At 62.9% G+C, this 23,073-nt stretch carries 21 protein-coding genes; 5 read left to right on the top strand and 16 right to left on the bottom strand.

Translation table 11 applies throughout. The features are described 5' to 3' along the window. Positions 1-27: 27 nt before the first annotated feature. From rpe to MN188_RS10870, 6 genes are all read right to left on the bottom strand, one after another. Positions 28-723, bottom strand: coding sequence for a ribulose-phosphate 3-epimerase (rpe, locus tag MN188_RS10845; RefSeq protein WP_242109063.1), 696 nt, complete (start codon positions 721-723; stop codon positions 28-30). 52 nt (positions 724-775) lie between these two features. After that, positions 776-2,164 (bottom strand): ribulose-bisphosphate carboxylase, encoded by a 1,389-nt coding sequence (locus tag MN188_RS10850; protein WP_242109064.1) that lies wholly within the window; start codon positions 2,162-2,164, stop codon positions 776-778. A gap of 18 nt (positions 2,165-2,182) precedes the next feature. Further along, positions 2,183-3,265: a class II fructose-bisphosphate aldolase gene (gene fba / locus MN188_RS10855; RefSeq protein ID WP_242109065.1), complete on the bottom strand. Its 1,083-nt coding sequence runs from the start codon at positions 3,263-3,265 to the stop codon at positions 2,183-2,185. A 77-nt stretch (positions 3,266-3,342) separates the two neighbouring features. After that, positions 3,343-5,328: a transketolase gene (gene tkt, locus MN188_RS10860; RefSeq protein WP_242109066.1), complete on the bottom strand. Its 1,986-nt coding sequence runs from the start codon at positions 5,326-5,328 to the stop codon at positions 3,343-3,345. Between the two features lie 12 nt (positions 5,329-5,340). Beyond that, complete coding sequence (locus MN188_RS10865) at positions 5,341-6,213, bottom strand: phosphoribulokinase (protein ID WP_242109067.1); 873 nt, start codon at positions 6,211-6,213, stop codon at positions 5,341-5,343. 11 nt (positions 6,214-6,224) lie between these two features. Further along, on the bottom strand, positions 6,225-7,232 hold the full coding sequence (locus MN188_RS10870; RefSeq protein ID WP_242109068.1) for a class 1 fructose-bisphosphatase: 1,008 nt from the start codon (positions 7,230-7,232) through the stop codon (positions 6,225-6,227). A 106-nt stretch (positions 7,233-7,338) separates the two neighbouring features. On the opposite strand from MN188_RS10870, the gene cbbR reads away from it, so the two are divergent. Further along, complete coding sequence (cbbR, locus tag MN188_RS10875) at positions 7,339-8,262, top strand: LysR family regulator CbbR (protein WP_242109069.1); 924 nt, start codon at positions 7,339-7,341, stop codon at positions 8,260-8,262. Positions 8,263-8,325: 63 nt separating this feature from the next. Here the strand turns inward: cbbR and MN188_RS10880 are convergent, their stop codons facing one another. The 3 genes from MN188_RS10880 to MN188_RS10890 form a co-directional block, all read right to left on the bottom strand. Then, positions 8,326-11,289: an error-prone DNA polymerase gene (locus tag MN188_RS10880; RefSeq protein ID WP_242109070.1), complete on the bottom strand. Its 2,964-nt coding sequence runs from the start codon at positions 11,287-11,289 to the stop codon at positions 8,326-8,328. Between the two features lie 62 nt (positions 11,290-11,351). Then, entirely contained in the window at positions 11,352-11,837 is a 486-nt protein-coding gene (locus MN188_RS10885; RefSeq protein ID WP_242109071.1) for a hypothetical protein, read from the bottom strand. Continuing rightward, positions 11,834-12,328: an RNA pyrophosphohydrolase gene (locus tag MN188_RS10890; RefSeq protein WP_242109073.1), complete on the bottom strand. Its 495-nt coding sequence runs from the start codon at positions 12,326-12,328 to the stop codon at positions 11,834-11,836. The genes MN188_RS10885 and MN188_RS10890 overlap by 4 nt, the downstream gene beginning before the upstream one ends. 109 nt (positions 12,329-12,437) lie before the next feature. Between MN188_RS10890 and MN188_RS10895 the strand changes: the two genes are divergently transcribed. Then, positions 12,438-12,842 (top strand): rhodanese-like domain-containing protein, encoded by a 405-nt coding sequence (locus MN188_RS10895; RefSeq protein ID WP_242109075.1) that lies wholly within the window; start codon positions 12,438-12,440, stop codon positions 12,840-12,842. On the opposite strand, the gene MN188_RS10900 is transcribed toward MN188_RS10895, so the two are convergent. Genes MN188_RS10900 through gpmI form a run of 4 tightly spaced genes read right to left on the bottom strand, consistent with a single transcriptional unit; the run spans position 12,839 to position 17,262 of the window. Then, positions 12,839-13,270: a GNAT family N-acetyltransferase gene (locus MN188_RS10900; RefSeq protein ID WP_242109077.1), complete on the bottom strand. Its 432-nt coding sequence runs from the start codon at positions 13,268-13,270 to the stop codon at positions 12,839-12,841. The two genes, MN188_RS10895 and MN188_RS10900, sit on opposite strands and share 4 nt — an antisense overlap. Next, positions 13,267-14,601: a S41 family peptidase gene (locus MN188_RS10905; protein WP_242109078.1), complete on the bottom strand. Its 1,335-nt coding sequence runs from the start codon at positions 14,599-14,601 to the stop codon at positions 13,267-13,269. The genes MN188_RS10900 and MN188_RS10905 overlap by 4 nt, the downstream gene beginning before the upstream one ends. 7 nt (positions 14,602-14,608) lie before the next feature. Beyond that, entirely contained in the window at positions 14,609-15,745 is a 1,137-nt protein-coding gene (locus tag MN188_RS10910) for a murein hydrolase activator EnvC family protein (protein ID WP_242109079.1), read from the bottom strand. Then, a complete protein-coding gene (gene gpmI / locus MN188_RS10915; RefSeq protein WP_242109080.1) occupies positions 15,742-17,262 on the bottom strand; it encodes a 2,3-bisphosphoglycerate-independent phosphoglycerate mutase in 1,521 nt (506 codons plus the stop codon). Before gpmI ends, MN188_RS10910 begins: the two co-directional genes overlap by 4 nt. Before the next feature lie 190 nt (positions 17,263-17,452). On the opposite strand from gpmI, the gene MN188_RS10920 reads away from it, so the two are divergent. Then, the gene (locus MN188_RS10920; RefSeq protein ID WP_242109081.1) at positions 17,453-18,010 is read left to right on the top strand and encodes a GNAT family N-acetyltransferase; all 558 of its coding nucleotides are present in this window, start codon (positions 17,453-17,455) and stop codon (positions 18,008-18,010) included. Here MN188_RS10920 and rlmH read toward each other — a convergent pair whose 3' ends face one another. The 3 genes from rlmH to MN188_RS10935 all read right to left on the bottom strand — a co-directional run bounded on the left by rlmH (position 18,011) and on the right by MN188_RS10935 (position 20,718). After that, positions 18,011-18,481, bottom strand: a complete 471-nt coding sequence (gene rlmH / locus MN188_RS10925; RefSeq protein ID WP_242109082.1) for a 23S rRNA (pseudouridine(1915)-N(3))-methyltransferase RlmH — start codon at positions 18,479-18,481, stop codon at positions 18,011-18,013. Positions 18,482-18,493: 12 nt separating this feature from the next. Then, positions 18,494-18,937, bottom strand: a complete 444-nt coding sequence (gene rsfS, locus MN188_RS10930) for a ribosome silencing factor (protein WP_420838978.1) — start codon at positions 18,935-18,937, stop codon at positions 18,494-18,496. Between the two features lie 437 nt (positions 18,938-19,374). After that, positions 19,375-20,718, bottom strand: coding sequence for a mechanosensitive ion channel family protein (locus tag MN188_RS10935; protein ID WP_420838985.1), 1,344 nt, complete (start codon positions 20,716-20,718; stop codon positions 19,375-19,377). A gap of 240 nt (positions 20,719-20,958) precedes the next feature. On the opposite strand from MN188_RS10935, the gene leuC reads away from it, so the two are divergent. Both leuC and leuD read left to right on the top strand, forming a co-directional pair. Beyond that, the gene (gene leuC, locus MN188_RS10940) at positions 20,959-22,365 is read left to right on the top strand and encodes a 3-isopropylmalate dehydratase large subunit (RefSeq protein WP_242109084.1); all 1,407 of its coding nucleotides are present in this window, start codon (positions 20,959-20,961) and stop codon (positions 22,363-22,365) included. Positions 22,366-22,377: 12 nt separating this feature from the next. Further along, the gene (leuD, locus tag MN188_RS10945) at positions 22,378-22,983 is read left to right on the top strand and encodes a 3-isopropylmalate dehydratase small subunit (protein ID WP_242109086.1); all 606 of its coding nucleotides are present in this window, start codon (positions 22,378-22,380) and stop codon (positions 22,981-22,983) included. Positions 22,984-23,073 lie beyond the last annotated feature (90 nt).

Raw genomic sequence — 23,073 nt, forward strand, 5'->3', positions numbered from 1 at the left:
CAATTTGCATATGTTTCGCCAGAGGGATCATGAGGACAACGCAACTTCTGCGGCTGCGCGGATCGCGCGGATGTTGTCGCCATAGACGTCGGAGTTCTGAACCGAGCCGCCTTTGAACACGGCGGAGCCTGCAACAAAGCAGTCGGCGCCCGCCGCGACCAGAGGGCCGATGGTGATCGGATCGACCCCGCCATCCACCTGAATGTGAATGTCGCGATCGCCGATCATCTCGCGCACCTGGCGGACCTTGTCGACGCTTGACGGAATGAATTTCTGCCCGCCAAAACCGGGGTTCACGCTCATCACCAGCACCATATCGCACAGCGGCAGAAGGTGTTCGATCACGCTGGCCGGCGTGCCGGGGTTCAGGCTGATCCCCGACTTGGCGCCGGTTGCCCGGATCGCCTGCAATGTGCGGTGCGGGTGCGGCCCGGCCTCGTAATGAGCCACGATCATGTCGGCGCCCGCCTCGGCATAAGCCTCGATATACGGGTCCACCGGCGCGATCATCAGGTGCACATCCATGAAGGTTTTCACATGCGGGCGGAACGCTTTCACAGCGGGCGGGCCGAATGTCAGGTTCGGCACGAAATGCCCGTCCATCACGTCCACATGGACCCAATCGGCGCCCTGCGCCTCGATGGCCCGGATCTCTTCGCCGAAGTTGGCGAAATCGGCGGACAGAATCGACGGCGCGATCTTGATGGAACGATCAAAGGACATGGGGGTCTCCGGTTTGGGTCAGGGGCGCGACGGATGCCGCGCCCCCCTCTTATCAGGCGGCCGAGTTGATCCGCAACGCTTCGCGCCAACCCGGGAAGATGCTGTCGGCATCCTTCGGGAAGCTTTCGAAGGCGCGGGCGAATTCCTTGTGGTCCTTGGCAAACTCGATCGGGTCGGCGCCCTGTTTCCAGCATTGTTCGGCCTGGCGCAGGCTTGTCGCCCCCGCCGCCGCGCCGTCGATATGGCCAAAGCTGCCGCCCCCGGCGGTCAGGACCAGGTTCGAATGCCCAAGATTGGCAAAAAAACCGGGCATCCGCAGCGCGTTCATCCCGCCCGAGATGATCGGCGTGGTCGGGTTCATCCCGCCCCATTCCTGGTGGAAATACGGCCCATCGGCACTGTCATCGGTGATCATGTAGGCCATCAGCTTGTCGGCAGCCTCGCCCTCCATCTTGCCAAAGCCCATCGTGCCGGTGTGTATGCCCGACGCGCCCTGCATCCGCGCCATTTTCGACAGCACAAAAGCGGTATAGCCGCGCTGTGTCTGCGGCGAAGTCACGGCGCCGTGGCCCGCCCGGTGGTAGTGCAGATACTGCTTGGGAAACGCCCGGCGCGCGGTGGTGATCGCGGCAGGGCCGGTGACATAGCCATCAACCAGGAAGGCCACGTGATCGGCGTTCTCGCCAAAGGTCTCCAGGATGAATTCCCCGCGCGCCAGCATTTCATAGTGGTCGTCAGCAGAGATGTTGGCACTGAACAGCTTGGCCTCACCGGTCTTGTCCTGCGCACGTTTCATCGCGTCGGCGACCAGCGGGATGGTTTCCTTCAGCGGTGCGAACAGCTGGTTGCCCTGCGGCTCGTCGTTCTTGATGAAATCCCCCCCCAGCCAGAAGTCATAGCAAGCGTCGGCGAAGGGCTGCGGCCGCAGGCCCAGTTTCGGCTTGATGATCGTGCCGACGATGAAGCCACCATCGACATGCGGCCGGCCCAACACCCGCCACATGTCACTGATCGTCGCCGACGGCCCGTCAAACAGGCGCAGGAACGCGGGCGGCACATAGAAATCATGCATCTTGGCATATTCCACGTCGCCCATGCCCTGGTTGTTGCCGATGGCAAGGGTCAGGAACGAACAGATCATCGCGCGTCCGTCGATGATGTTGCGGTCGAACAGATCCACCGGATAGGCGATCTTCATCAGCTCGTTGGCTTCGTCAATCTCATACACCAGCGCGTCAACGCCGCGGGTGAAATCGTCGGTGGTAGACACGTCCACATTGGTGCCGGTGGAGCTTTCAGCCGCAAAGTGCGCAGCGGTGGCAAGGAAGCCATCGAAGCCCGGCTTTGGCTTCATGATATAGGCGACAAGCACGTGCTTGCCCCCGGCGATCAGATCCTCTTCCTTGAGATCAAGGCGGGCATAGCGGTTTGACTGGTCCATGGGTATTCTCCTCCTGATTTACTCTGCGGCCTGCGCCGTGGCGATCCGGGGATCCAGGTCCCCGGACGCGTAGCGCGCAGCCATGTCGTCGATGTCGATCACAGTGATCTTGTGGGCATTGCCCGCGGTGCCGAAGCGCTCGAACCGGTCACGGCACAGCGTTTCCATCTCGTCCATTGCGGCGGTCAGAAACTTGCGCGGGTCGAACTGCTGCGGGGTCTCGCTGGCGACCTTGCGGAACTGGCCCGTCATGGCCATGCGGCAATCGGTGTCAATGTTCACCTTGCGCACACCGGACCGGATGCCGCGCTCGATCTCTTCGACCGGCACGCCATAGGTCTGGGGCATCTCGCCGCCGAATTCATTGATCAGATCCTGCAAATACTGCGGCACCGAGCTGGATCCGTGCATCACCAGATGCGTATTGGGCAGCTTGGCGTGGATTGCCTCGATCTGGCTCATCGCCAGAATGTCACCGGTGGGTTTACGGCTGAATTTGTATGCCCCGTGCGACGTGCCGCAGGCAATCGCCAAGGCGTCCACCTTGGTCCGCGCCACGAAATCCACCGCCTGATCCGGGTCGGTCAGCAGCTGGTCCTGATCCAGCTTGCCCACCGCACCCGATCCGTCCTCCTCGGCGGCCTCGCCGGTTTCCAGCGACCCGAGCACCCCCAGCTCCCCCTCAACCGAAGCCCCGACCCAATGCGCCATGCGGGTCACACGCTCGGTAATCTCGACGTTGTAGTCGTAAGACGCGGGCGTCTTCATGTCGGCCTCAAGCGACCCATCCATCATCACCGAGGTGAAACCGTGACGGATCGCGGACAGGCAGGTCGCTTCGTTGTTGCCGTGGTCCTGGTGCATGCAGACCGGAATGTGCGGAAACATCTCGGACAGCGCCTGCACCATGTGGCGCAACATGATGTCGCCAGCATATGAGCGCGCGCCGCGACTGGCCTGCAAGATGACCGGCGCATCGCAGGCGTCGGCGGCTTTCATGATCGCCAGCCCCTGTTCCATGTTATTGATGTTGAACGCAGGCACGCCGTAACCCTGCTCGGCCGCGTGGTCCAACAATTGTCGCATCGTTATGAGAGCCATGTTCGTTCCTCCTGTCGCCCGACACAAATTTTCTAGAAAATTTGCACAGGGCCGATTTTTCTAGAAAAATCGGTTTCCTAGATCAGCTGTTTCGCGGCATCTGCGACGACGCCTGCCGTGATGCCGAAATGGTCATAGAGTTCCCTTGCTGGCGCCGAGGCACCAAACCCCGTCATGCCGACAAAAGCGCCGGATGATCCGATCATCGCGTCCCAACCCTGGCGCACGGCGGCTTCGACGCCCACGCGGGGCGCGTCGCCTAGAACCACGTCGCGATAGGCGCCTGGTTGCTGGGCGAAGGTCTCGAAACAGGGCGCAGACACGACCGCGGCCTTGATCCCGTCTGCAGCCAGACGCTCTGCTGCATCCATGGCAATTTCGACCTCGGACCCGGTGGCGATCAGCGTTACATGGCGCGACCCGACGTCGTGCAGCACATAGGCGCCTTTGGCAGTCAGGTTTGCCTCGACATGTTTGGTGCGCAGGCACGGCAGGGCCTGGCGCGACAGGCACAGGACCGTCGGCGTGTCTGGCGTTTCCAATGCGGTCTGCCAGGCTTCGGCGGTTTCCACGACATCTGCTGGGCGAATCACATTCAGGTTCGGCATTGCACGTAGGGAGGCGATGGTCTCAACCGGCTGGTGCGTTGGCCCATCTTCACCCAATCCGATGCTATCGTGGGTCATCACATAGACCACCGGGAGGCCCATAAGGGCCGACAGACGAATGGACGGGCGGCAATAGTCGGCAAAGGCCAAGAAAGTACCGCCGTAGGGCACGAACCCCCCATGCAGCGCGATCCCGTTCATCATCGCAGCCATCCCGTGTTCCCGCACGCCATAGTGAATATAGTCACCGTCGAACCCATCCGCTGTCACCGTTTGCATGTCCTTGGTGCGCGTGTTGTTCGACCCGCTCAGATCAGCCGACCCGCCGATCGTGTTCGGCAAGGTGCCATTGACGAATTCCAGCGCCATTTCGCTGGCCTTGCGGGTGGCGACCTTGGGCGCTTCCTGGCTCATCTGCGCCTTGAAGGCACCCATAGCCGCGTCCAGCGCCACACGATCGGGCGCGGCCTGCGCGGTCTCGAATGCGCCCTGTTTCGGGTGCCCGCCCAGGCGTTTTTCCCAAGCCCGCCGCGCGACCCTGCCGCGTGCGGCGACCGCGTGCCAAGCGTCATAGACATCGGCGGGAATTTCGAACGGCGCATGGGGCCAGCCCAGCACCTCGCGGGTCGCTGCGATCTCGTCATCGCCCAACGGCGCCCCGTGGGTGGCCGAGGTGCCTTGCTTGGTCGGTGCCCCGAAGCCGATCACGGTCCGGCAGGCGATCATCGACGGGCGTCCATCGGCGCGCGCGGCCTCAATCGCCGCCGCCACCGCGTCCTTGTCGTGCCCGTCTACCGCCTGGACATGCCAGCCGCTGGCGGCAAAGCGCGCCTGCTGATCGGTCGAGGTCGACATGTCCGTCGACCCGTCGATGGTGATCCGGTTGTCATCCCACAACACCACCAAGCGACCCAGCCCCATGTGGCCGGCGAAATCGATGGCCTCATGGCTGATCCCCTCCATCAGGCAGCCGTCGCCAGCAATCACATAGGTGAAATGATCCACCAGATCATCGCCAAACCGCGCCTGCGCCATGCGCTCGGCCAAAGCCATGCCGACGGCGGTGGAAATGCCCTGCCCCAGCGGGCCGGTTGTCACCTCGATCCCCTTGGCATGGCCAAATTCCGGATGACCCGCCGTGCGCGCACCCATCTGGCGAAACGCGCGCAGCTGGTCCATGCCCATGTCGTCATAGCCCAGCAAGTGATTGATCGCGTAAACCAACATCGAGCCGTGCCCGGCGCTCATCACGAAGCGATCGCGGTCGGGCCAACGGTCGGCACTCGGGTCGATCTTGATGAACCTGTTGAACAGAACCGTCGCCACATCGGCCAGACCCATCGGCGCGCCGGGGTGGCCGGAATTTGCCGCCTGCACCGCGTCCATCGACAGGGCGCGAATGGCATTGGCCATGCGGTCCTCGGCACTGGTGGAAATATCTCGCTGCACGTTCATCGAATTGCCTCCTCAGGCCCGTTTGCTGTCGCGCACAAGGCGGTCGATCATCGGGGTGAAAATCAGCTGCATCGCCAAGTCCATCTTGCCGCCCGGAATGACGATCGAATTGGCGCGGCTCATCCAGCTGCCCTCGATCATCTGGGTCAGGTAGGGGAAATCGATCCCACGCGGGTTGGCAAAACGGATCACCACCAGGCTTTCATCGGCGGTGGGAATCCAGCGGCTGATGAACGGGTTTGAGGTGTCGACCACCGGCACGCGCTGAAAGTTGATGTCGGTCTGGGTAAACTGCGGCGTGATGCAATGCACATAGGCATGCATGCGGCGCAGGATCACGTCCGTCACCGCCTCGGTCGTATAGCCGCGATGCGCCTTGTCGCGGTGGATCTTCTGGATCCATTCCAGGTTCACCACCGGCACCACGCCGATCTTCAGGTCAGCATATTGTGCCAGGTTCACCTCGTCATTCACGACCGAGCCATGCAGGCCCTCGTAAAACAACAGGTCAGAGCCGTCTTCGAACGCCTGCCAGTCGGTGAAGTTGCCGGGCGCCACGCCGGTGCGCTCGGCCTCGATGTCGTCATGCACATAGGTGCGCGTGCGACCCTTGCCGGTTTCGCTGTATTCGCGAAACACCCGCTCCAGCTCATCCAACGCATTTGCCTCATAACTGAAGTGGCTGAACCCGTGGTCACCTTCGCCATAGCGACGCTCAAGCTCGGCCTTCATGTCGGCGCGGTTGTAACGGTGGAAGGCATCGCCTTCGATGCTGACAGCGCTCACACCCTCACGGCGAAAGATCTGGTCGAACGTGCCCTTCACGGTCGAAGTTCCAGCGCCGCTGGAGCCTGTGACGGAAATGATCGGATGCTTCTTGCTCATGGTGGTTTTCCTCAGGCGCGGAACAGGCCGCGATTTCCGAACAGGGCCGAGACTTCGTCGTCCGGCAGATCCTGATAAGCAGCAACGCGCGACACTTTCTCGGCGCTACCAAAAACGAATGGGGTGCGGGCGTGAAGCTGGTCAGCCTGACCGTCCAGGATACGGTCATGCCCGTCGGTGGCGCGCCCGCCCGCCTGTTCGATCAGAAAGGCAATCGGCGCGCATTCATAGATCATGCGCAGGCGGCCGCGCTCATACCCGTCGCGCGCGTCGCCAGGGTAAAGAAAGATGCCGCCGCGGGTCATGATCCGGTGGGTTTCCGCCACCAGGCTCGCCACCCAACGCATGTTGTAATTCGCATCGCGCGGACCTTCGTCCCCGGCCAGACAATCGTCGATATAGGCGCGAATCGCGGGGCTCCAATGGCGGTAATTCGAGGCGTTGATCGCGAACTCACGGCTGACCTCGGGCACCCGCAAGGCATCGTTCACCAGAACGAAACTCTGCGTGTCCGGGTCCAGCACATGCATCTGCACACCATCGCCGAAAGTGACCACAAGATCCGTCTGCGGCCCGAAGATGATATAGCCGCCGGCAATCTGATCGCGCGCCGGGCGCAGGAAGCTGGCCTCGGCATCCTCCGCAACGTCGAAGATCGAAAAGATCGTGCCGATCGAGACATTCACGTCAATGTTCGACGACCCGTCCAGCGGATCGATCGCCAGGGCAAAGCGGCCATCCGGGTCCATCCCAACCACCGCATCCTGTTCTTCGGACGCATAATATTTCACACCGGTCCCGCGCAGGGCGGCGGCAAAGGCATCGTCGGCCATGACATCCAGCGCCTTTTGCTGATCGCCATCCGTGTTTTCGCCCACAGCCGCACCCAGAGAACCACCCAAAGCACCCCTGCGAATGGTGCGGTTCAAGGCCACGCTCACACGCGCCAATGCCTCCATGATGTCATGAAGGTCGGCTGGGATGTGGCGCTTGTCCGTGATGACATTGCTGGTGGTCATGTGATGTCCCCCTCCTGCCCCTGCGGCAAGAAACACCCTTGTCGTCCCATGCATCTGGCGATTAGAAAATTTAAAAAGCAGGAATGCAGCGAAAGAAAAATTTAATATGCCACGGCCGGACGCGATAACTTTCAAGCAATTACGGGCACTTGAGGCCGTGGAGCGGTATGGCACCATAACCCGCGCAGCTGAGGCAATACGCCTCACCCCACCCGCGGTTCACACCCAATTGCGCCAGTTGGCGGAGAACATGAAGGCCGACATGTTGCGAAGGGGGGACAGCGGACGGATGGAATTGACCGACGAAGGGCGCCTTGTCCTCGCCTCGGCACGGCGCATCGGCACCGAACTTGAGACCTGCATGAAATCGGTCGCAGCCCTGCGGGACGGTCACGCGGGCCTGGTGCGGCTGGGCGTTGTCTCGACCGGAAAGTATTTCGCACCGGCGCTGGTGGCCCGGCTGAAGCGGGAATTCCCCGACATCAAGGTGGAACTGACCGTCGGCAATCGACAGCAGATCATCGCGGCCCTGGATGCACGTCAGGTACAACTGGCGATCATGGGGCGCCCACCGCGCGCGCCCGAAAACACCTCGGTCCTGCTGGGGCCACACCCGCATTTAATCATCACCGCGCCGGATCACCCTTTGGCACAGGACGGCCCGGTTGACCCGCGCGCCCTGCTCAAGGAAACCTTGATCGGGCGCGAGGAAGGCTCGGGCACCCGCATCCTGATGACCCGCTTTCTGGACCGGATCGGCGAAGGCCGGCCCTATGACTGCATCACCATGTCATCGAACGAGACGATCAAACAGGCGGTGATCGCTGGGCTGGGCATTGCCCTTATCTCACAGCACACGGTGGTCGAGGAACTGCATGCCGGACGGCTGGTAGCCCTGACCGTTCCAGGCTTGCCAATCGAGCGCGCCTGGTACCTGTTGCATCGGTCCGACGACGCGCTGAGCGCGGCTGCCAAACGAATCAAAAGCCACGTGGCCGGATTGAAAGGCAGTTTTCTGCCGCAGGTTTGACCGTTGCATCCCCGCGGCACACGCCTGCGACGCGCCCTTGGTGTCGCGGCAAGCTCGCTGCGCTCACACCTCGGGCGCGGCGCCATCCCCCTTGCCCCGGCGCGGCGGGGGCGGGTGGGTGGAAGCCTCGCCGGGGCAAGGCGTCAGGCGCGGGCGCAGAAGCGCCATGGGATGCGCGCGCAGGGTCAGGCGGGTGGCAACGTAGTCCTCGACCACCTGTTCGCCCAGGCTCATCCTGGGCAATTGCACCGGCACCTCATGGATCGCTTCGCCGTCCATGTCGCCGGCAAAAAGCGGCAGGGGCTTGTCGGCCGTGATCGCCTTTGCCGCCCACAGCGCGTCGCGGCGGACAATGCCCAGCGCGGCGAAGGCATCTGCTTCGGCCAGCTTCACGATCAGCTTGGGCGGCGTGCCCGCCCGGCGCCAGATATCCTCGACCGTGACATAACCGTTCCCGCGCGCGGCGGTGATCCAGCCCGCTTCCTCCTCACCAAACCCCTTGATCTGGCGAAACCCCAGGCGCAGGGCCAGCCCGCCCTTGCCGTCGGGTTCCAGCACGTTGTCCCAATAGCTTGCGTTGACGCAGATCGGGCGCACCACGACGCCGTGCTCCCGCGCGTCACGCACGATCTGGGCGGGGGCATAGAACCCCATCGGCTGCGCGTTCAAGAGCGCGCAAGCAAACACCCCCGGGTGGTGGCATTTGATCCACGACGAGGCATAGACCAGCAGCGCAAAGCTGGCTGCGTGGCTTTCGGGAAAGCCGTAGCTGCCGAAGCCCTCGATCTGCGCAAAGCAGCGTTCGGCGAAGTCCTGATCGTACCCGTTCGCGATCATGCCGCGCACGAACCGGCTGTGAAATTCACTGACCGACCCGTGTTTCTTGAAGGTCGCGAGCGAGCGACGCAGCCGGTCCGCCTCTTCGGGCGAGAACCCGGCACCGATGATGGCGATCTGCATCGCCTGTTCCTGAAACAGCGGCACGCCCAGCGTCTTGCCCAGCACCTCGCCCAGCGCGTCCGAGGGCAGCGTCACCGGCTCTTCGCCGTTTCGCCGCCGGATGAACGGATGCACCATGTCGCCCTGGATCGGGCCGGGGCGAATGATCGCGACCTGGATCACCAGGTCATAGAAGCTGCGCGGCTTCATCCGGGGCAGGAAATTCATCTGCGCGCGACTTTCGACCTGGAACACGCCCAGGCTGTCGGCGCGGCACAGCATGTCGTAAACGCGCCCGTCCTCGGCGGGCAGCGAAGCCAGATTATAATCCAGCTGCAAATGCTGCGCCATCAGGCCGAACGCCTTGCGAATACAGGTCAGCATGCCCAGCGCCAGCACATCGACCTTGAGGATGCCCAGCGCGTCGATGTCGTCCTTGTCCCAGCAGATGACCGTGCGGTCCTCCATCGTGGCGTTTTCCACCGGCACCAGTTCGTCCAACCGCCCCTCGGTGATGATGAAACCGCCGACGTGCTGCGACAGGTGGCGGGGGAAGCCCTGAATTTCGTCGCACAGCTCCATTACCTGCATCAGCCGCCGGTCGCGCGGGTCCAGACCGATTTCGCGCAGGCGATCATCGCGCAGCCCGCCGCCACCCCAACCCCAGACCTGGCTGGACATCGAGGAGATCGTGTCCTCAGACAGGCCCATCGCGTGCCCCACCTCGCGGATCGCGCGTTTGCCGCGGTAATGGATCACGGTGGCGCACAGCCCGGCCCGGTGACGGCCATAGCGTTCATAGATGTGCTGGATCACCTCTTCGCGCCGCTCATGTTCGAAATCGACGTCGATGTCGGGCGGTTCATCGCGCGCCTCGGAGACGAAGCGTTCAAACACCATCGTGCCGATTTCCGGGGACACGCTGGTGACGCCCAGCGCATAACAGACCACGGAATTGGCCGCTGATCCGCGGCCCTGACACAGGATGCCGCGGCCCCGGGCGAAGGCCACGATGTCGCGCACGGTCAGGAAATAGGGCTCATATTTCAGCTTTTCGATCAGGGTAAGCTCATGCGCCATCATGCCCGCCACCCGCTCCGGCACACCATCGGGATAGCGGTCGCGCAGCCCGGCCTGGGCCAGACGGGTCAGGCGCGCGGTCGGGGTCTCATCTTCGGTCAGCTCGGAGGGGTATTCATAGCGCAGTTCATCCAGGGAAAAGGTGCAGCGGGCGGCGATCTCAGTCGTACGGCGCACCGCATCCTCATGCCCGCGAAACAGGCGCAGCATCTCGTCCCCAGATCGCAGGCGCTGTTCGGCGTTGGGCTGGGCCAGCCGGCCCAGATTGTCGACCCGCACCCCTTCGCGGATCGCGGTCAGAACATCGACCATGCGACGGCGGCGTGCGTGGTGCATGATCGGCGCGGCCGAGGCGATTGTGGGCACGTCCAGCCGCCGGGCCAAGGCGGCCAGATCGTCGAACCGCGCCGGATCACGCCCGTCATAGTGCGGCGCCATCACCAGCGTGACCTGCCCGGCGAAGCGGCGCGTCAGACGCTTCGCCTGCCCAACCCAGACATCCGCGCCGGGCGGATCCGTCGGTGACAGATGCACCGGGTGAAGCAGCACCTCACAGCCTGCGCCCCATTCCAGAAGGTCGGGCATGCGCAGAAGACAGGAGCCTTTTTCGACCCGCTGACGCCCCAGTGACAGAAGGCGGCACAACCGACCCCAAGCGGCGCGGTCGCGGGGCAGCAGGGTGGCCGAGAACCCATCCTCAAGCACGATCCGTGCGGCCGGGATCAGGCGGGGTACGGTAAAGCCACCCACCCCCGGTGGCGCGGGCAGGTGGTCCGGGCGGGGCGGACCTGTCGGGCCGTGCTCCGCCTCATACCCCCGGCGAAGGTCAAGGTCGCGCGCCACTTCGCGCAGCTGCATATGCGCGCGCACGATTCCCGCGACCGAATTCACATCGGCAACCGCCAGCGCCCCGATCCCCATCGCGGCGGCACGGCTCACGTATTCCTCGGGGTGCGAACCGCCGGTGAGGAAGGTGAAATTCGAGGTTATGGACAATTCGGCAAACATGATGAGTCGCCACTATATTCACGTTTTGTTCTCATGTGGAGTCTGCAGATCACGAAACCCTGTCAGGGGGAAGAGCGCGGGCAGCGTCCGCCACGCTGACAGGTCTGCACCTGGCGCAGCATATCCTTGCTGGGTTGTCCAAAAGCGAACCCGCCGCAGGGATTGGTTTCCAACAGGAACCCACCTTCGGTCTGTTTCAGAAAGGCAAGGTAATCCTGGCCGCTGGTCAGATGGCTGCACCATGGGCCGAAGCACTGCACATCCACCTGGATGGGCTGTGTGAACGGGCTGAAAAACCCATTTCGGGTCAGGGCATGGCCGTCGAACTGCGCTTCGAACAGGGTGTTTTGTGGTGTGTCCTGCTGATGCTCCCAATCGACCTTGGGCAACAGGCCTTCGTCAAAGCTCAGCACACCACGAACGATGACATAGGCATCGGCCGACGCGGCAGCATCGCGATAGGCGTCGCTCACGTGGTACGGCATGCACGACAGGGCCAGTGCGGGGGCGGGCAGGCACAGGGCCAGCGCCGCCAGAAGCGACCTCACAGCCGATCCCCCAATTGCGCCAGAACCTGGCCATACAGCGCGCGCTTGAACGGCACGATGTTGGCAACCACGTCGCCCGCCGGCATCCAACGCCAGGCCGAAAACTCGGGGTGGTCGGTTTCGATATTCACCTGATCATCGGTGCCGTGAAACCGAATCAGGAACCAAAGCTGTTTCTGCCCGCGAAAGCGGCCCTTCCAGATCTTCGGCACCACGTGATGTGGCAAATCATAAGGCAGCCAGTCCTCGGTCTGCGCCTCGATCGTCACAAGGTCCTGTGTAACGCCGGTTTCTTCCCACAGCTCACGCAAGGCCGCGTCGCGCGGGTCTTCGCCCTTGTCCACCCCACCCTGCGGCATCTGCCAGGCGGTTTCGGTGCCCAGTTTCGGCGCGTCGATCCGTTCGCCCACAAACACCTGCCCGGCACGGTTGGCCAGCATGATGCCGACGCAAGGACGATAGGGCAGTTTGGCGATGTCTTCAGGTGTCATGGGGCCTCCGATCCTGGCGCCACTTTACGGAAATGGCGGCGGTTTTCCAGTGTTCCCTTGCCAGGCGGCGCGCCATGTCACACCCTGCCCCGAACCACCGGAGGGACACATGCGCAAACTGACAACATCCGCCGCCGATCTGGTCGCCCGCTCGCGCGCCCGAATCGAGGAAATTGAAACCACGGATCTGATCGCGAAGGTCGGTGACCCGCAGGTGGTCATCGTCGACCTGCGCGACATTCGCGAACGGCAGCGGTCGGGTTTCATCCCCGGCGCGTTTCACTGCCCGCGCGGCATGGCGGAATTCTGGGTCGACCCGGACAGCCCGTATTTCAAGGACGTGTTCGGACAGGACAAGACCTTCGTCTTTCACTGCGCGTCTGGCTGGCGGTCCGCCATCACCGTGGCGCAGTTGAACGATATGGGGTTTCCCTGCGCCCACCTGCGCGAAGGCTTTTCGACCTGGGAGGCTCAGGGCGGGCCGGTTGAGCGGCCTGACGTGGACTGGACCTAAAGCGGTTTCACCATCATGACCTTGGACCCGGTGCGGGAAACCTCGCGCCAGCCAAGGTGGTGATACATGGCCACGTTTTCCGGCATCCCGACATGGGTGGCCAGATGCAGCGCGGTAAACCCCGCGTCTTTGGCAACGCCTTGCACCACGTCGATCAGCGCCCGCGCAATGCCGCGCCCACCGAAATCGGGGTGAACGGCAAGGTTCACAAGGTGGGCGTAATCCCCCAGCCCCAAAACCGCGCCACCGACCACGGCACCATCGGTTTGCGCCACCCAAACCGATCCCGCCGCGATATCGTCGGCAAGTCCGCCGCTGACATCCGGCAAGTCAGGCAAAGTCGCGCGCGCCGGGGCATAGGCCGCGTCAATCACATGCGAAAGGGCGCCGGAATCCGACGCCCCTGCTTTTCTTGTGGTAACGCTCATTGCGCCGGCGTGATGGTCGACAGGCCTTTCAGAAGGTCCACCGCATAGGACAGCTGAAAGTCGTCCTTGCGCAACTTTGCAGCTTCTTCGGCGGCTTCGCGCTCGGATTCGATCTGACGGATCTCATCCTCGCTCAGGCTGTCGTTGTTCAGGCTACCACGCAGGTCGGCCTCGGTGCGCTGATGCGCCGGGTTCTCCTCGGCATCGTCGCTTACGGGCTGGCGCGGCGGTTGCTGCACCACGATATCGGGGCTGACGCCCAGCGCCTGGATCGAACGACCCGACGGCGTGTAATACCGCGCGGTGGTCAGACGCATCGCGCCGCTGCCGCGCATCGGCATCACCGTCTGGACCGAGCCCTTGCCGAAGCTCTTGGTGCCCACAACGATCGCGCGGCGGTGATCCTGAAGCGCGCCCGCGACGATTTCAGAGGCGGACGCTGATCCGCCGTTGATCAACACGACGATCGGCAAACCCTGCGCCAGGTCGCCTTCGCGCGCATTCACCCGATCGCTTTCTTCCGGGTTGCGACCCCGGGTCGACACGATCTCACCGCTTTCCAGGAACGCATCCGACACCGCGATGGCCTGGTTCAGCAGGCCGCCGGGGTTGTTGCGCAGGTCCAGAACGAAGCCTTCGACATTGTCGATCCCGCCCAGGGTCTCGACCTCACGCGCCAGGCCATCGGACATGTTGGGATAGGTCTGGTCGTTGAACGTCGTCACGCGCAACACGATCGTGTTGCCCACGCTGCGCGCCGTGGCAGCGGTCAGCTTGATCGTGTCGCGGATGATCGACACGTCGAAAGGTTCGTCCACGCCTTCGCGCACCACGGTGATGATGATCTCGGACCCGACCGGCCCGCGCATCAGCTCAACCGCTTCGTCCAGCGTGAGGCCCAGAAGGCCTTCGCCGTCCACGTGGGTGATGAAGTCGCCCGACTGCACCCCGGCGGCGTCCGCGGGGGTGCCATCCATCGGCGACACGACCTTCACGAAACCCTCTTCCTGCGTCACCTCGATGCCCAGCCCCCCGAACGACCCACGCGTCTGTACGCGCATGTCCTCGGCGTCGTCCGGCGGCAGGTAACTGGAATGCGGGTCCAGCGAAATCAGCATGCCGTTGATCGCGGCCTCGATCAGGTCGGCCTCGTCCACGTCCTCGACATATTGCGACCGGATGCGCTCAAACACGTCGCCGAACAAGTCCAACTGCTCATAGACATTCGTGTTGCGCTCGGCGTTCTGCGCCAGCAACGGTCCGGCCACCTGGGTGGTCAGCACGGCGCCAGCCAACGTGCCGCCAATCGCGGCCATAACGAATTTCTTCATGTCGTTCTCAATCCTTGCCTGCCGTGAACCACGCGGTCGGGTCTACGGGCTGTGAGTTCCGTCTGAGTTCCATATAAAGCGTTTCCGAACGTTCTGCGCCACCTCCATTGGTGGATGAGATCAAAAACGCTTGAGAATCCACGGATGTGCCACCCATCAGGCCCACCGCGGCGCCTTTCGGCAGGACTTCGCCCACCACGCCATAGGTCTGGCCCAAGCCGGCCAGCACCAAAAGGAACCCTTCGCCTGGTTCCAGGATGACCACATTGCCATAGTCCAGCAGCGGGCCAAGGTAACGGATCGTCGCGGACCATGGCGTGGTGACGATCGATAGGGGGCGGGTGGCCAGCACCAAGCCAGGGCGACGAATGCCCGCCGCGTCGACCTCGTCAAACCTGCGCAGCACCCGGCCCAGGACCGGCATCGCCAGGTTGCCCTTGGCGGCCGCGAAATCCGGCAGGGTGATCGGTTCTTCAATCCCGTCCAGCTGTACGGATAATAGACCCGAGGCGAAGGCCTCAAGGGTTTCGGCGCTGTTGATCAGGCCTTGCACGGCCTCGGGGTCCGCCACGAAACGGCGTGGCAAATCGGTGCGGTCCGAGACCGCTTGCGACAGCTTGGTGCGCGCGTCCTGTACGCCGGACAGCCCGGTCTCAAGCACCCCCACCGCGCTTTCCTGAAGCGCGCGCAGCACGGCGACCTCCTGTAGCGCGGATTTCAACGCTTCCGCCTCCCGCTGCAAGGACGGTGCAATTTCCGACAGGATCATACCGGACCGCGCAGTGCCCATCGGGCCGGTCGGGTGCAACAGCAGAAGCGGCGCGGGTGCGGCCTCCATCGCCTGCAACACGCCCAGAAGCTGCGCCAGACGTTCGCTTTCGGCATCGAACACACCGCGAATGCTGGCTTCTCGAATCGTCGCGCGGCGCAGACCTTCGCGCATCGCGGCCAGCCCGGCCTCATAGGCCTGAACGGTCTGGGTCAGAGCAGCGACCCGGTCGCGCGATTTCTCGGCTTCCTGCAAGGCAACCGACGCGGCCTCAAGCCGGGCCATCGCCGCGCGGGCACTGGCAGCGGGGTCGCTTTCGGCGAAACCCGCAGAGGCCCAGGTGATCACGGCCAGGAGAAACGCGGCGAACTTCACCTGCGGATCAGGCTTATGCCGGTCATCTCGGGCGGCTGTTCCAGCCCCATCAGCTCCAGCAGCGTGGGGGCCAGATCAGCCAGGCGACCATGGGAGAGCGTCGCCCCGTTCGGCCCGCCGAACATCACCACCGGCACCAGGTTCGTTGTGTGCGCGGTGTGCGGCCCGTTGGTCGTCTCGTCCCACATGGTTTCGCAATTGCCGTGATCGGCAGTGACGATCATCGCCCCCCCGGCGTCCTCAAGTGCGGCCAGAACCTGGCCCAAGCCTTCGTCCACCGCCGCACAGGCCGCCATCGCCGCCTGAAGGTCGCCGGTATGGCCGACCATGTCGGGGTTGGCATAGTTCGTCACGATCAAGTCGTATCCGTCGCGGATCGCCCCCACGAAATGTTCCGTTACCTCTGGCGCCGACATTTCTGGTTGCAGGTCATAGGTCGCCACCTTGGGGCTGGCCGCCATATAGCGGTCCTCGCCCTCTTCCGGCGCTTCCTTTCCGCCGTTCAGAAAGAAGGTGACATGCGGGTATTTCTCGGTCTCGGCCAGGTGAAACTGGCGCAGATCATGCTTCGCCACCCACTCCGCCAACGTGTTCACGATGTTACGTTTTGGGAAACAGGTGGTCATGTAGGCGTTGTGGGCGTCGGAATATTCCACCATGCCCAGCACCGCGGCCAGCTTGGGCCGGGCGCCGGTCTGGAACGCATCAAACCCCGGTTCCCCAATCGCACGCAGGATTTCACGGGCGCGATCGGCGCGGAAGTTGATGAAGAACAGCCCGTCACCGTCCTTCATGCCCTTATAGCCTTCGGCCACGAAGGGCTCGATAAACTCGTCCTGCTGGCCAAAGTCATAGCACAGGGCGATACCCTCAACCGGATCAGCCATCGCGTCGCCGTCACCGCGGACAATGGCACCATAGGCCTTGGCGACCCGCTCCCACCGGTTGTCGCGGTCCATCGCGAAATACCGCCCCGACACGCTGACAATGCGCGCCCCGTCCGGCAGCGCGAGGTCAAATCTGGATACCTGGTCCCAGGCCGAGGTCGGCGGCACATCGCGCCCATCGGTAATCACGTGGATCGCGACCGGCACACCGGCATCGGTGATCGCCTTTGCGGCGGCCACGATGTGATCTTGATGGCTGTGCACGCCGCCAGGGCTGGTCAGACCCGCCAAATGCGCGACGCCACCCGAGGCCTTCATGTCGGCGATGAACGTTTGCAGCGCGTCATTTTCGAAGAACGAGCCATCCTCGATCGCCAGGTCGATTTGCCCCAGGTCCATCGCCACCACCCGGCCCGCGCCGATATTGGTGTGGCCGACCTCGGAATTGCCCATCTGCCCTGTGGGCAGCCCGACGTCCGGCCCATGTGTGATCAGCGTGGAGTTCGGGCAGGTCGCCATCAGGCGGTCGAAATTGGGAGTGTCGGCCAGCGCGGGGGCGTTGTTCGCCGTCTCCTCGCGCAGGCCCCAGCCATCGAGAATGCACAGAACAACAGGTTTGGGCGTGGTCATCGAAGGCTCCTCGGAATGCTTGCCCCCTTATCTATTGGCGCAAGGGGAAGGGTGCAACCTTGGCCCTGCGCACGCGTTCGAGGTGGGGCAGATTATTGCAAATAATCTGGCTGCCGGTGGCGCGCTTTGCGCGCGCGGGGGGCGCCGGAAGCTCTGGCCTCAAGCCGCCCTTTCACGCTAGACCCACCCGATGAAACTCACGACTCACCGCACCGTGATCACCCCTGCCCGTCCTGCGGACGCGGCTGCGCTGTCACAGTTCCACACCCGTAATGCAGCGCACCTGGCCGCCTGGGAGCCCGCGCGGGTCGACGGGTATCACGACCCGGACGCCTGGGCGGACCGACTGGCCGCCGAGGTGCGAGAGATGGAGGCGGACCGGTCCCTGCGCTGTGTCGTGCGTCTGACGCAAGGCAGTCCGATCATCGCGAACTGCAACCTCAACAATAAAACCCGCGGGGCGTTTCAGGCGGCGCATCTGGGGTATTCGATCGACGCGGAACATGAGGGTCAGGGTCTCATGTACGAAGCACTGGAGACTTTTCTGGATCATGCGTTCAACGACCGAACGCTGAACCGTGTGATGGCCAATCACAGGCCCGAAAACACACGCAGCGCCGCGCTTTTGGCCCGGTTGGGGTTCGAGCGCGAAGGGTTTGCTCGCAACTACCTCAAGATTTCTGGACACTGGCGCGATCATGTTCTGACGTCGATGCTTGCTGAAGACTGGCAGGCGCGGATACGGTGATCACACCCGGTGATACGGGCTGCCCGCCAGGATCGACGCGGCGCGGTAGAGCTGTTCGGACAGCATCACGCGGGCCAGCATGTGGGGCCAGACCATCTTGCCAAAGCTCAGTTTGAAATCGGCGCGGGCGCGCAAGGTCGGGTCGATCCCGTCCGCGCCGCCAATGACAAAGGCCACATCCGAGCGGCCCATGTCGCGCCATGCCCCCAGCTGATTGGCAAAATCGGGTGAGGTCATCACCTTGCCGCGTTCGTCCATCGCGCAGATCACGGCGCCCTTGGGGATGGCGCGGCCCAGCAGCTCGGCTTCACCCGCCATGCCGCCACCCTTCTTGTCCTCGACCTCATGCATCTGGGCGGGGCCAAGGCCCAGCGCCCGTCCTGTCCGGTCGAACCGGGTCAGGTAGTCGTCAAGAAGCGTGCGCTCGGGTCCCGCCCTCAGGCGGCCCACGGCGCAGATGTGGACCTTCATGGCGCGGACTGCTTAATCGTCGGTCGGCGCGGGGATTGTAGCGCCCGGGTCCATCCACATCTTTTCAAGCTGATAGAACTCGCGCACTTCCGGCCGGAACACGTGAACGATCACGTCGCCCGCGTCGATCAGGACCCAATCGCCCTGATCCTTGCCTTCGACCTTGCAAAAGATCCCAAGCTCCTGCTTCAAGCGGTCCGTCAGCTTCTCGGAAATGGCCGCGACCTGCCGGGACGAACGTCCCGAACACACGACCATGTGGTCCGCCATCTCTGACTTCCCAGCCAGACTGATGGTCACCACATCTTCCGCCTTGTCGTCTTCAAGAGAGCTGTTGATCCGCTCAAGCAAAGCTTTGCTCAAATCGGTTTTCGGGGCTGCTGTCATCGCAGGCTCCCGTTCGGCCGCATCAGCGCTGGCCTTGGATACATGAGACAGGACATTGTCCTCCTTCATCAGCACACCGTAGCGCCCCGGTGCTGGGCATGGGAAAACGGTAACACCGGTTCCGCGAAGATTTCAATCATGGCGGGGGTCACGTTCCTGCGAAGGGATGTATTTGGGCCACGGACCTTGGGTTTGCAAGGGGCAAATCCGCCTGACTGGCAAGGTCTGCCAAGGCGGTAACCCCGCAAAAGACCCCTTTTTGGTTCCGCCCCCTCGTCAGGCGCGCTTCGCGCACTCTCCCGTGGGGTCGGTGCGGGGCCTCGCTGCGCTCGGCATCCTGTCATCCTACTTCAAGAATCCCGGCCGCAGGGCTGAAGACACTCTTGAACTATCGGTAACGGTTTTCATGCTTCCCACAGGGATATCTCCGGACAAGTGAAAGTAAGCGCATAGCCAGCCCCGCGCGACGGGGTGGGTGGGTGGGCGGCGTGCGGGGCTGGCGGGCTTCAGTCTTTCGCCATGTCGCCGGCTGTATCTCCGTCATCCAACATGCGCACTTCACGCTGCGGGAAGGGGATCGAGATCCCGTGCTCCTGGAACGCATCCCACAATGCCAGATACACGTTGCCGCGAATGTTGGTCAGGCCACCAGTCGGGTCGTCGATCCAGAACCGCAGGATGTAATCCACACTGCTGTCACCGAAGCCGACGATATGGCAGACCGGCGGTCGAAAGCTGAGCACCCGGTTCACGCTTTTGGCTGCATCAATCGCGATTTTACGGACTTGATGCGGGTCATCGCCATAAGCAATACCGAAAAAGATATCGAGCCGCACAAAGGCATTTGTGTGCGACCAGTTCACCACCTGGCCGGTGATCAGGTCTTCGTTCGGGATCAGGTATTCCTTGCCGTCCCGCGTCACCACAGAGACATAACGCGCACCCAGCGACTGGATCCAACCAAAGGTTTCGCCCAGGGAAATCACATCCCCCGGCTTGATCGACTTGTCCAAAAGGATGATCACGCCCGACACCAGGTTCGACACGACCTTTTGCAGACCGAAACCAAGGCCAACACCGATGGCACCGGACAGCACCGCTAGGCCGGTCAGGTCCGCCCCGATCGCCTTCAAGCCGATGAAAAACGCCGCGCCATACAAGATCACCTGAAGGAACTTGACCACCAGCACCCGCATTGAGGGCGAGATATCTTCGTTCTTCTGCACCTTCGAGGCGGTGGTTTTCGAGGCAAACCGTGCCAGGGCAAACAGCACACCGGTGATGACAAGCGCGCGCAGCACGTCCAGCGACGAGATGCGGAAATCGCCCATCTCGATCGCGATGTTCTCCATCACCTTGCCGACCGCAGTCGTCAAGCCCAGGTAGTAAACCGTGACGTAGATCCACAAAACCCACATCACCAGTCGGCGCAGGAACCGGTTTTGCAGGAACCAGGCCGCCAACCCGACAAGCAACCAGGCGAAGGCGATCGTCGCGGTCAGCGAAATCAGGTAGGAGCGTGATGGCCACGTCACCTCCCGCATCACCGCGACGGTCAGCCAGGCCAGAATGACGAACACAAACAACGGGATGCGCTTGCGCAGGTGCACCGCCAGCCGCAGCCGCCATTTCGGCCAACCTTCGCGCGACCGCAGCCAGCCTTCAATCCTGGGGCGCAGAATCCAGGTGACCGCAAGGGCCACGACAACAAGGCAGGCGATGATCGCGACCTGGTACAAGCGCCAGGGCTGCAGCAGGCTTTGCCCGAAATCGACCAGCTCGAACAACAGCCCCTCGATCTGCTCTCGCAGCGTCAGGATCGGTTCGACGATCTCTTCTTCCTGCTCCATGCCGCCCCCTTTTTCGCCATACTGCACCGACGCGCCCGACCCGTCCACCCTTGCGACCAAGGAGGGAACCGGGTATTCCCCCGCCATGACTCGTGTTTTCGATATGGATGACCGCGCGCGCCTGCCCTGGCGGTTCTTTGGCGCCACGCTGACCATTCTCGCCAGCCTTCGCGGCTGAGCGACCTTAAACGACGACCAAATTTCGCAAGAATTCAAGACACATCTACGGGAGTAAACCGTATGTCTGCCAAAACGCTCTATGACAAAATCTGGGACGCCCATGTGGCACATGAGGCCGAGGACGGCACCTGCCTGCTGTATATCGACCGCCACTTGGTGCACGAAGTAACCAGCCCGCAGGCCTTTGAAGGTCTGCGCATGACCGGCCGCAAAGTGCATGCACCGGACAAGACCATCGCCGTGCCGGACCACAACGTGCCCACAACTGCGGGCCGTGAAGACCCGGCACAAATGACCGAGGAAAGCCGCATCCAGGTCGAAGCACTGGACAAGAACGCCAAGGAATTCGGCGTGCATTACTATCCGGTCTCGGACGTGCGTCAGGGCATCGTGCATATCGTCGGCCCGGAACAGGGCTGGACCCTGCCCGGCATGACCGTGGTTTGCGGCGACAGTCACACCGCCACCCACGGCGCCTTTGGCGCGTTGGCGCACGGCATCGGCACGTCCGAAGTCGAGCACGTTCTGGCCACGCAAACGCTGATCCAGAAGAAATCGAAGAACATGAAGGTCGAGATCACCGGCAAGCTGAAGCCGGGCGTGACCGCCAAGGACATCACCCTGGCCGTGATCGGTGAAACCGGCACGGCCGGTGGCACCGGCTATGTCATCGAATATTGCGGCGAGGCGATCCGCGATCTGTCGATGGAAGGTCGAATGACCGTCTGCAACATGGCAATCGAAGGCGGCGCGCGCGCTGGCCTGATCGCCCCCGATGAGACCACATTCGAATACGTCAAAGGCCGCCCGCACGCCCCTAAAGGCGCCCAGTGGGAGGCCGCGCTGGCCTGGTGGAAGACGCTGTACACCGACGAAGGCGCGCATTTCGACAAGGTCATCACCCTGAAGGGCGAAGACATCCAGCCGGTCGTGACCTGGGGCACCTCGCCCGAGGACGTGTTACCGATCACCGCCGTGGTGCCCAGCCCGTCGGATTTCGAAGGCGGCAAGGTCGACGCGGCCGCGCGCTCGATCGATTATATGGGCCTGACCCCCGGTCAGAAACTGACGGATATCGAGATCGACACCGTGTTCATCGGGTCCTGCACCAACGGCCGCATCGAAGACCTGCGGGCCGTGGCCGAAATCGTGAAGGGCAAGAAGATCAAGGACGGCATGCGGGCGATGATCGTACCGGGCTCCGGCCTGGTCCGTGCGCAGGCTGAAGAAGAAGGCCTGTCCGACATCTTCGAAGCCGCCGGTTTCGAATGGCGCCTTGCGGGTTGCTCGATGTGCCTGGCGATGAACCCCGACCAGTTGGCGGAAAACGAGCGTTGCGCGTCGACCTCGAACCGCAACTTCGAAGGGCGTCAGGGCTATAAGGGCCGCACCCACCTGGTCAGCCCGGCGATGGCCGCCGCCGCCGCCCTCACCGGTCATCTGACCGACGTTCGTGACATGATCTAAGGAAACCGCACGATGGAAAAGTTTGAAAAACTGCACGGTATCGCAGCGCCCATGCCGCTGGTGAATATCGACACCGACATGATCATCCCCAAGGTGTTCCTGAAGTCGATTCAGCGCACCGGGTTCGGGGCCAACCTGTTTGACGAAATGCGGTTCAACCGCGACGGCACCGAGATCCCTGATTTCGTACTGAACAAGCCACAGTATCGCAACGCCGAGATCCTGGTTGCCGGAGACAACTTCGGGTGCGGTAGCTCGCGCGAACATGCGCCGTGGGCCATCGCGGATTTCGGCATCAAATGCGTGATCTCGACCTCGTTCGCCGACATCTTCTTCAACAATTGCTTCAAGAACGGCATCCTGCCGATCGTGCTTCCGCAGGAGCAGGTCGACATCCTGATGGGTGACGCGGAAAAGGGTGAAAACGCCCGCATGACCGTGGACCTGGAAGCGCAGGAAATCACCACCTCGGACGGCCAGGTGATCCCATTCGACGTGGACGCGTTCAAAAAGCATTGCCTGTTGGAAGGTCTGGACGATATCGGCCTGACGATGGAGAAAAAGGGGGCGATCGATGCGTTCGAAGCGCAGGCCGAACAGGCGCGCCCCTGGGTATAGCTAACTTCTAGTGGTCATAACCCACTGAAACACAACATGAAGGGTCGCCCTACTAGGCGGCCCTTTTTCCGTCACAACATTGATGCAGGA

It is taken from the genome of Aliiroseovarius subalbicans, assembly GCF_022678625.1.
GTDB classification, from domain to species: Bacteria; Pseudomonadota; Alphaproteobacteria; order Rhodobacterales; family Rhodobacteraceae; genus Aliiroseovarius_A; species Aliiroseovarius_A subalbicans.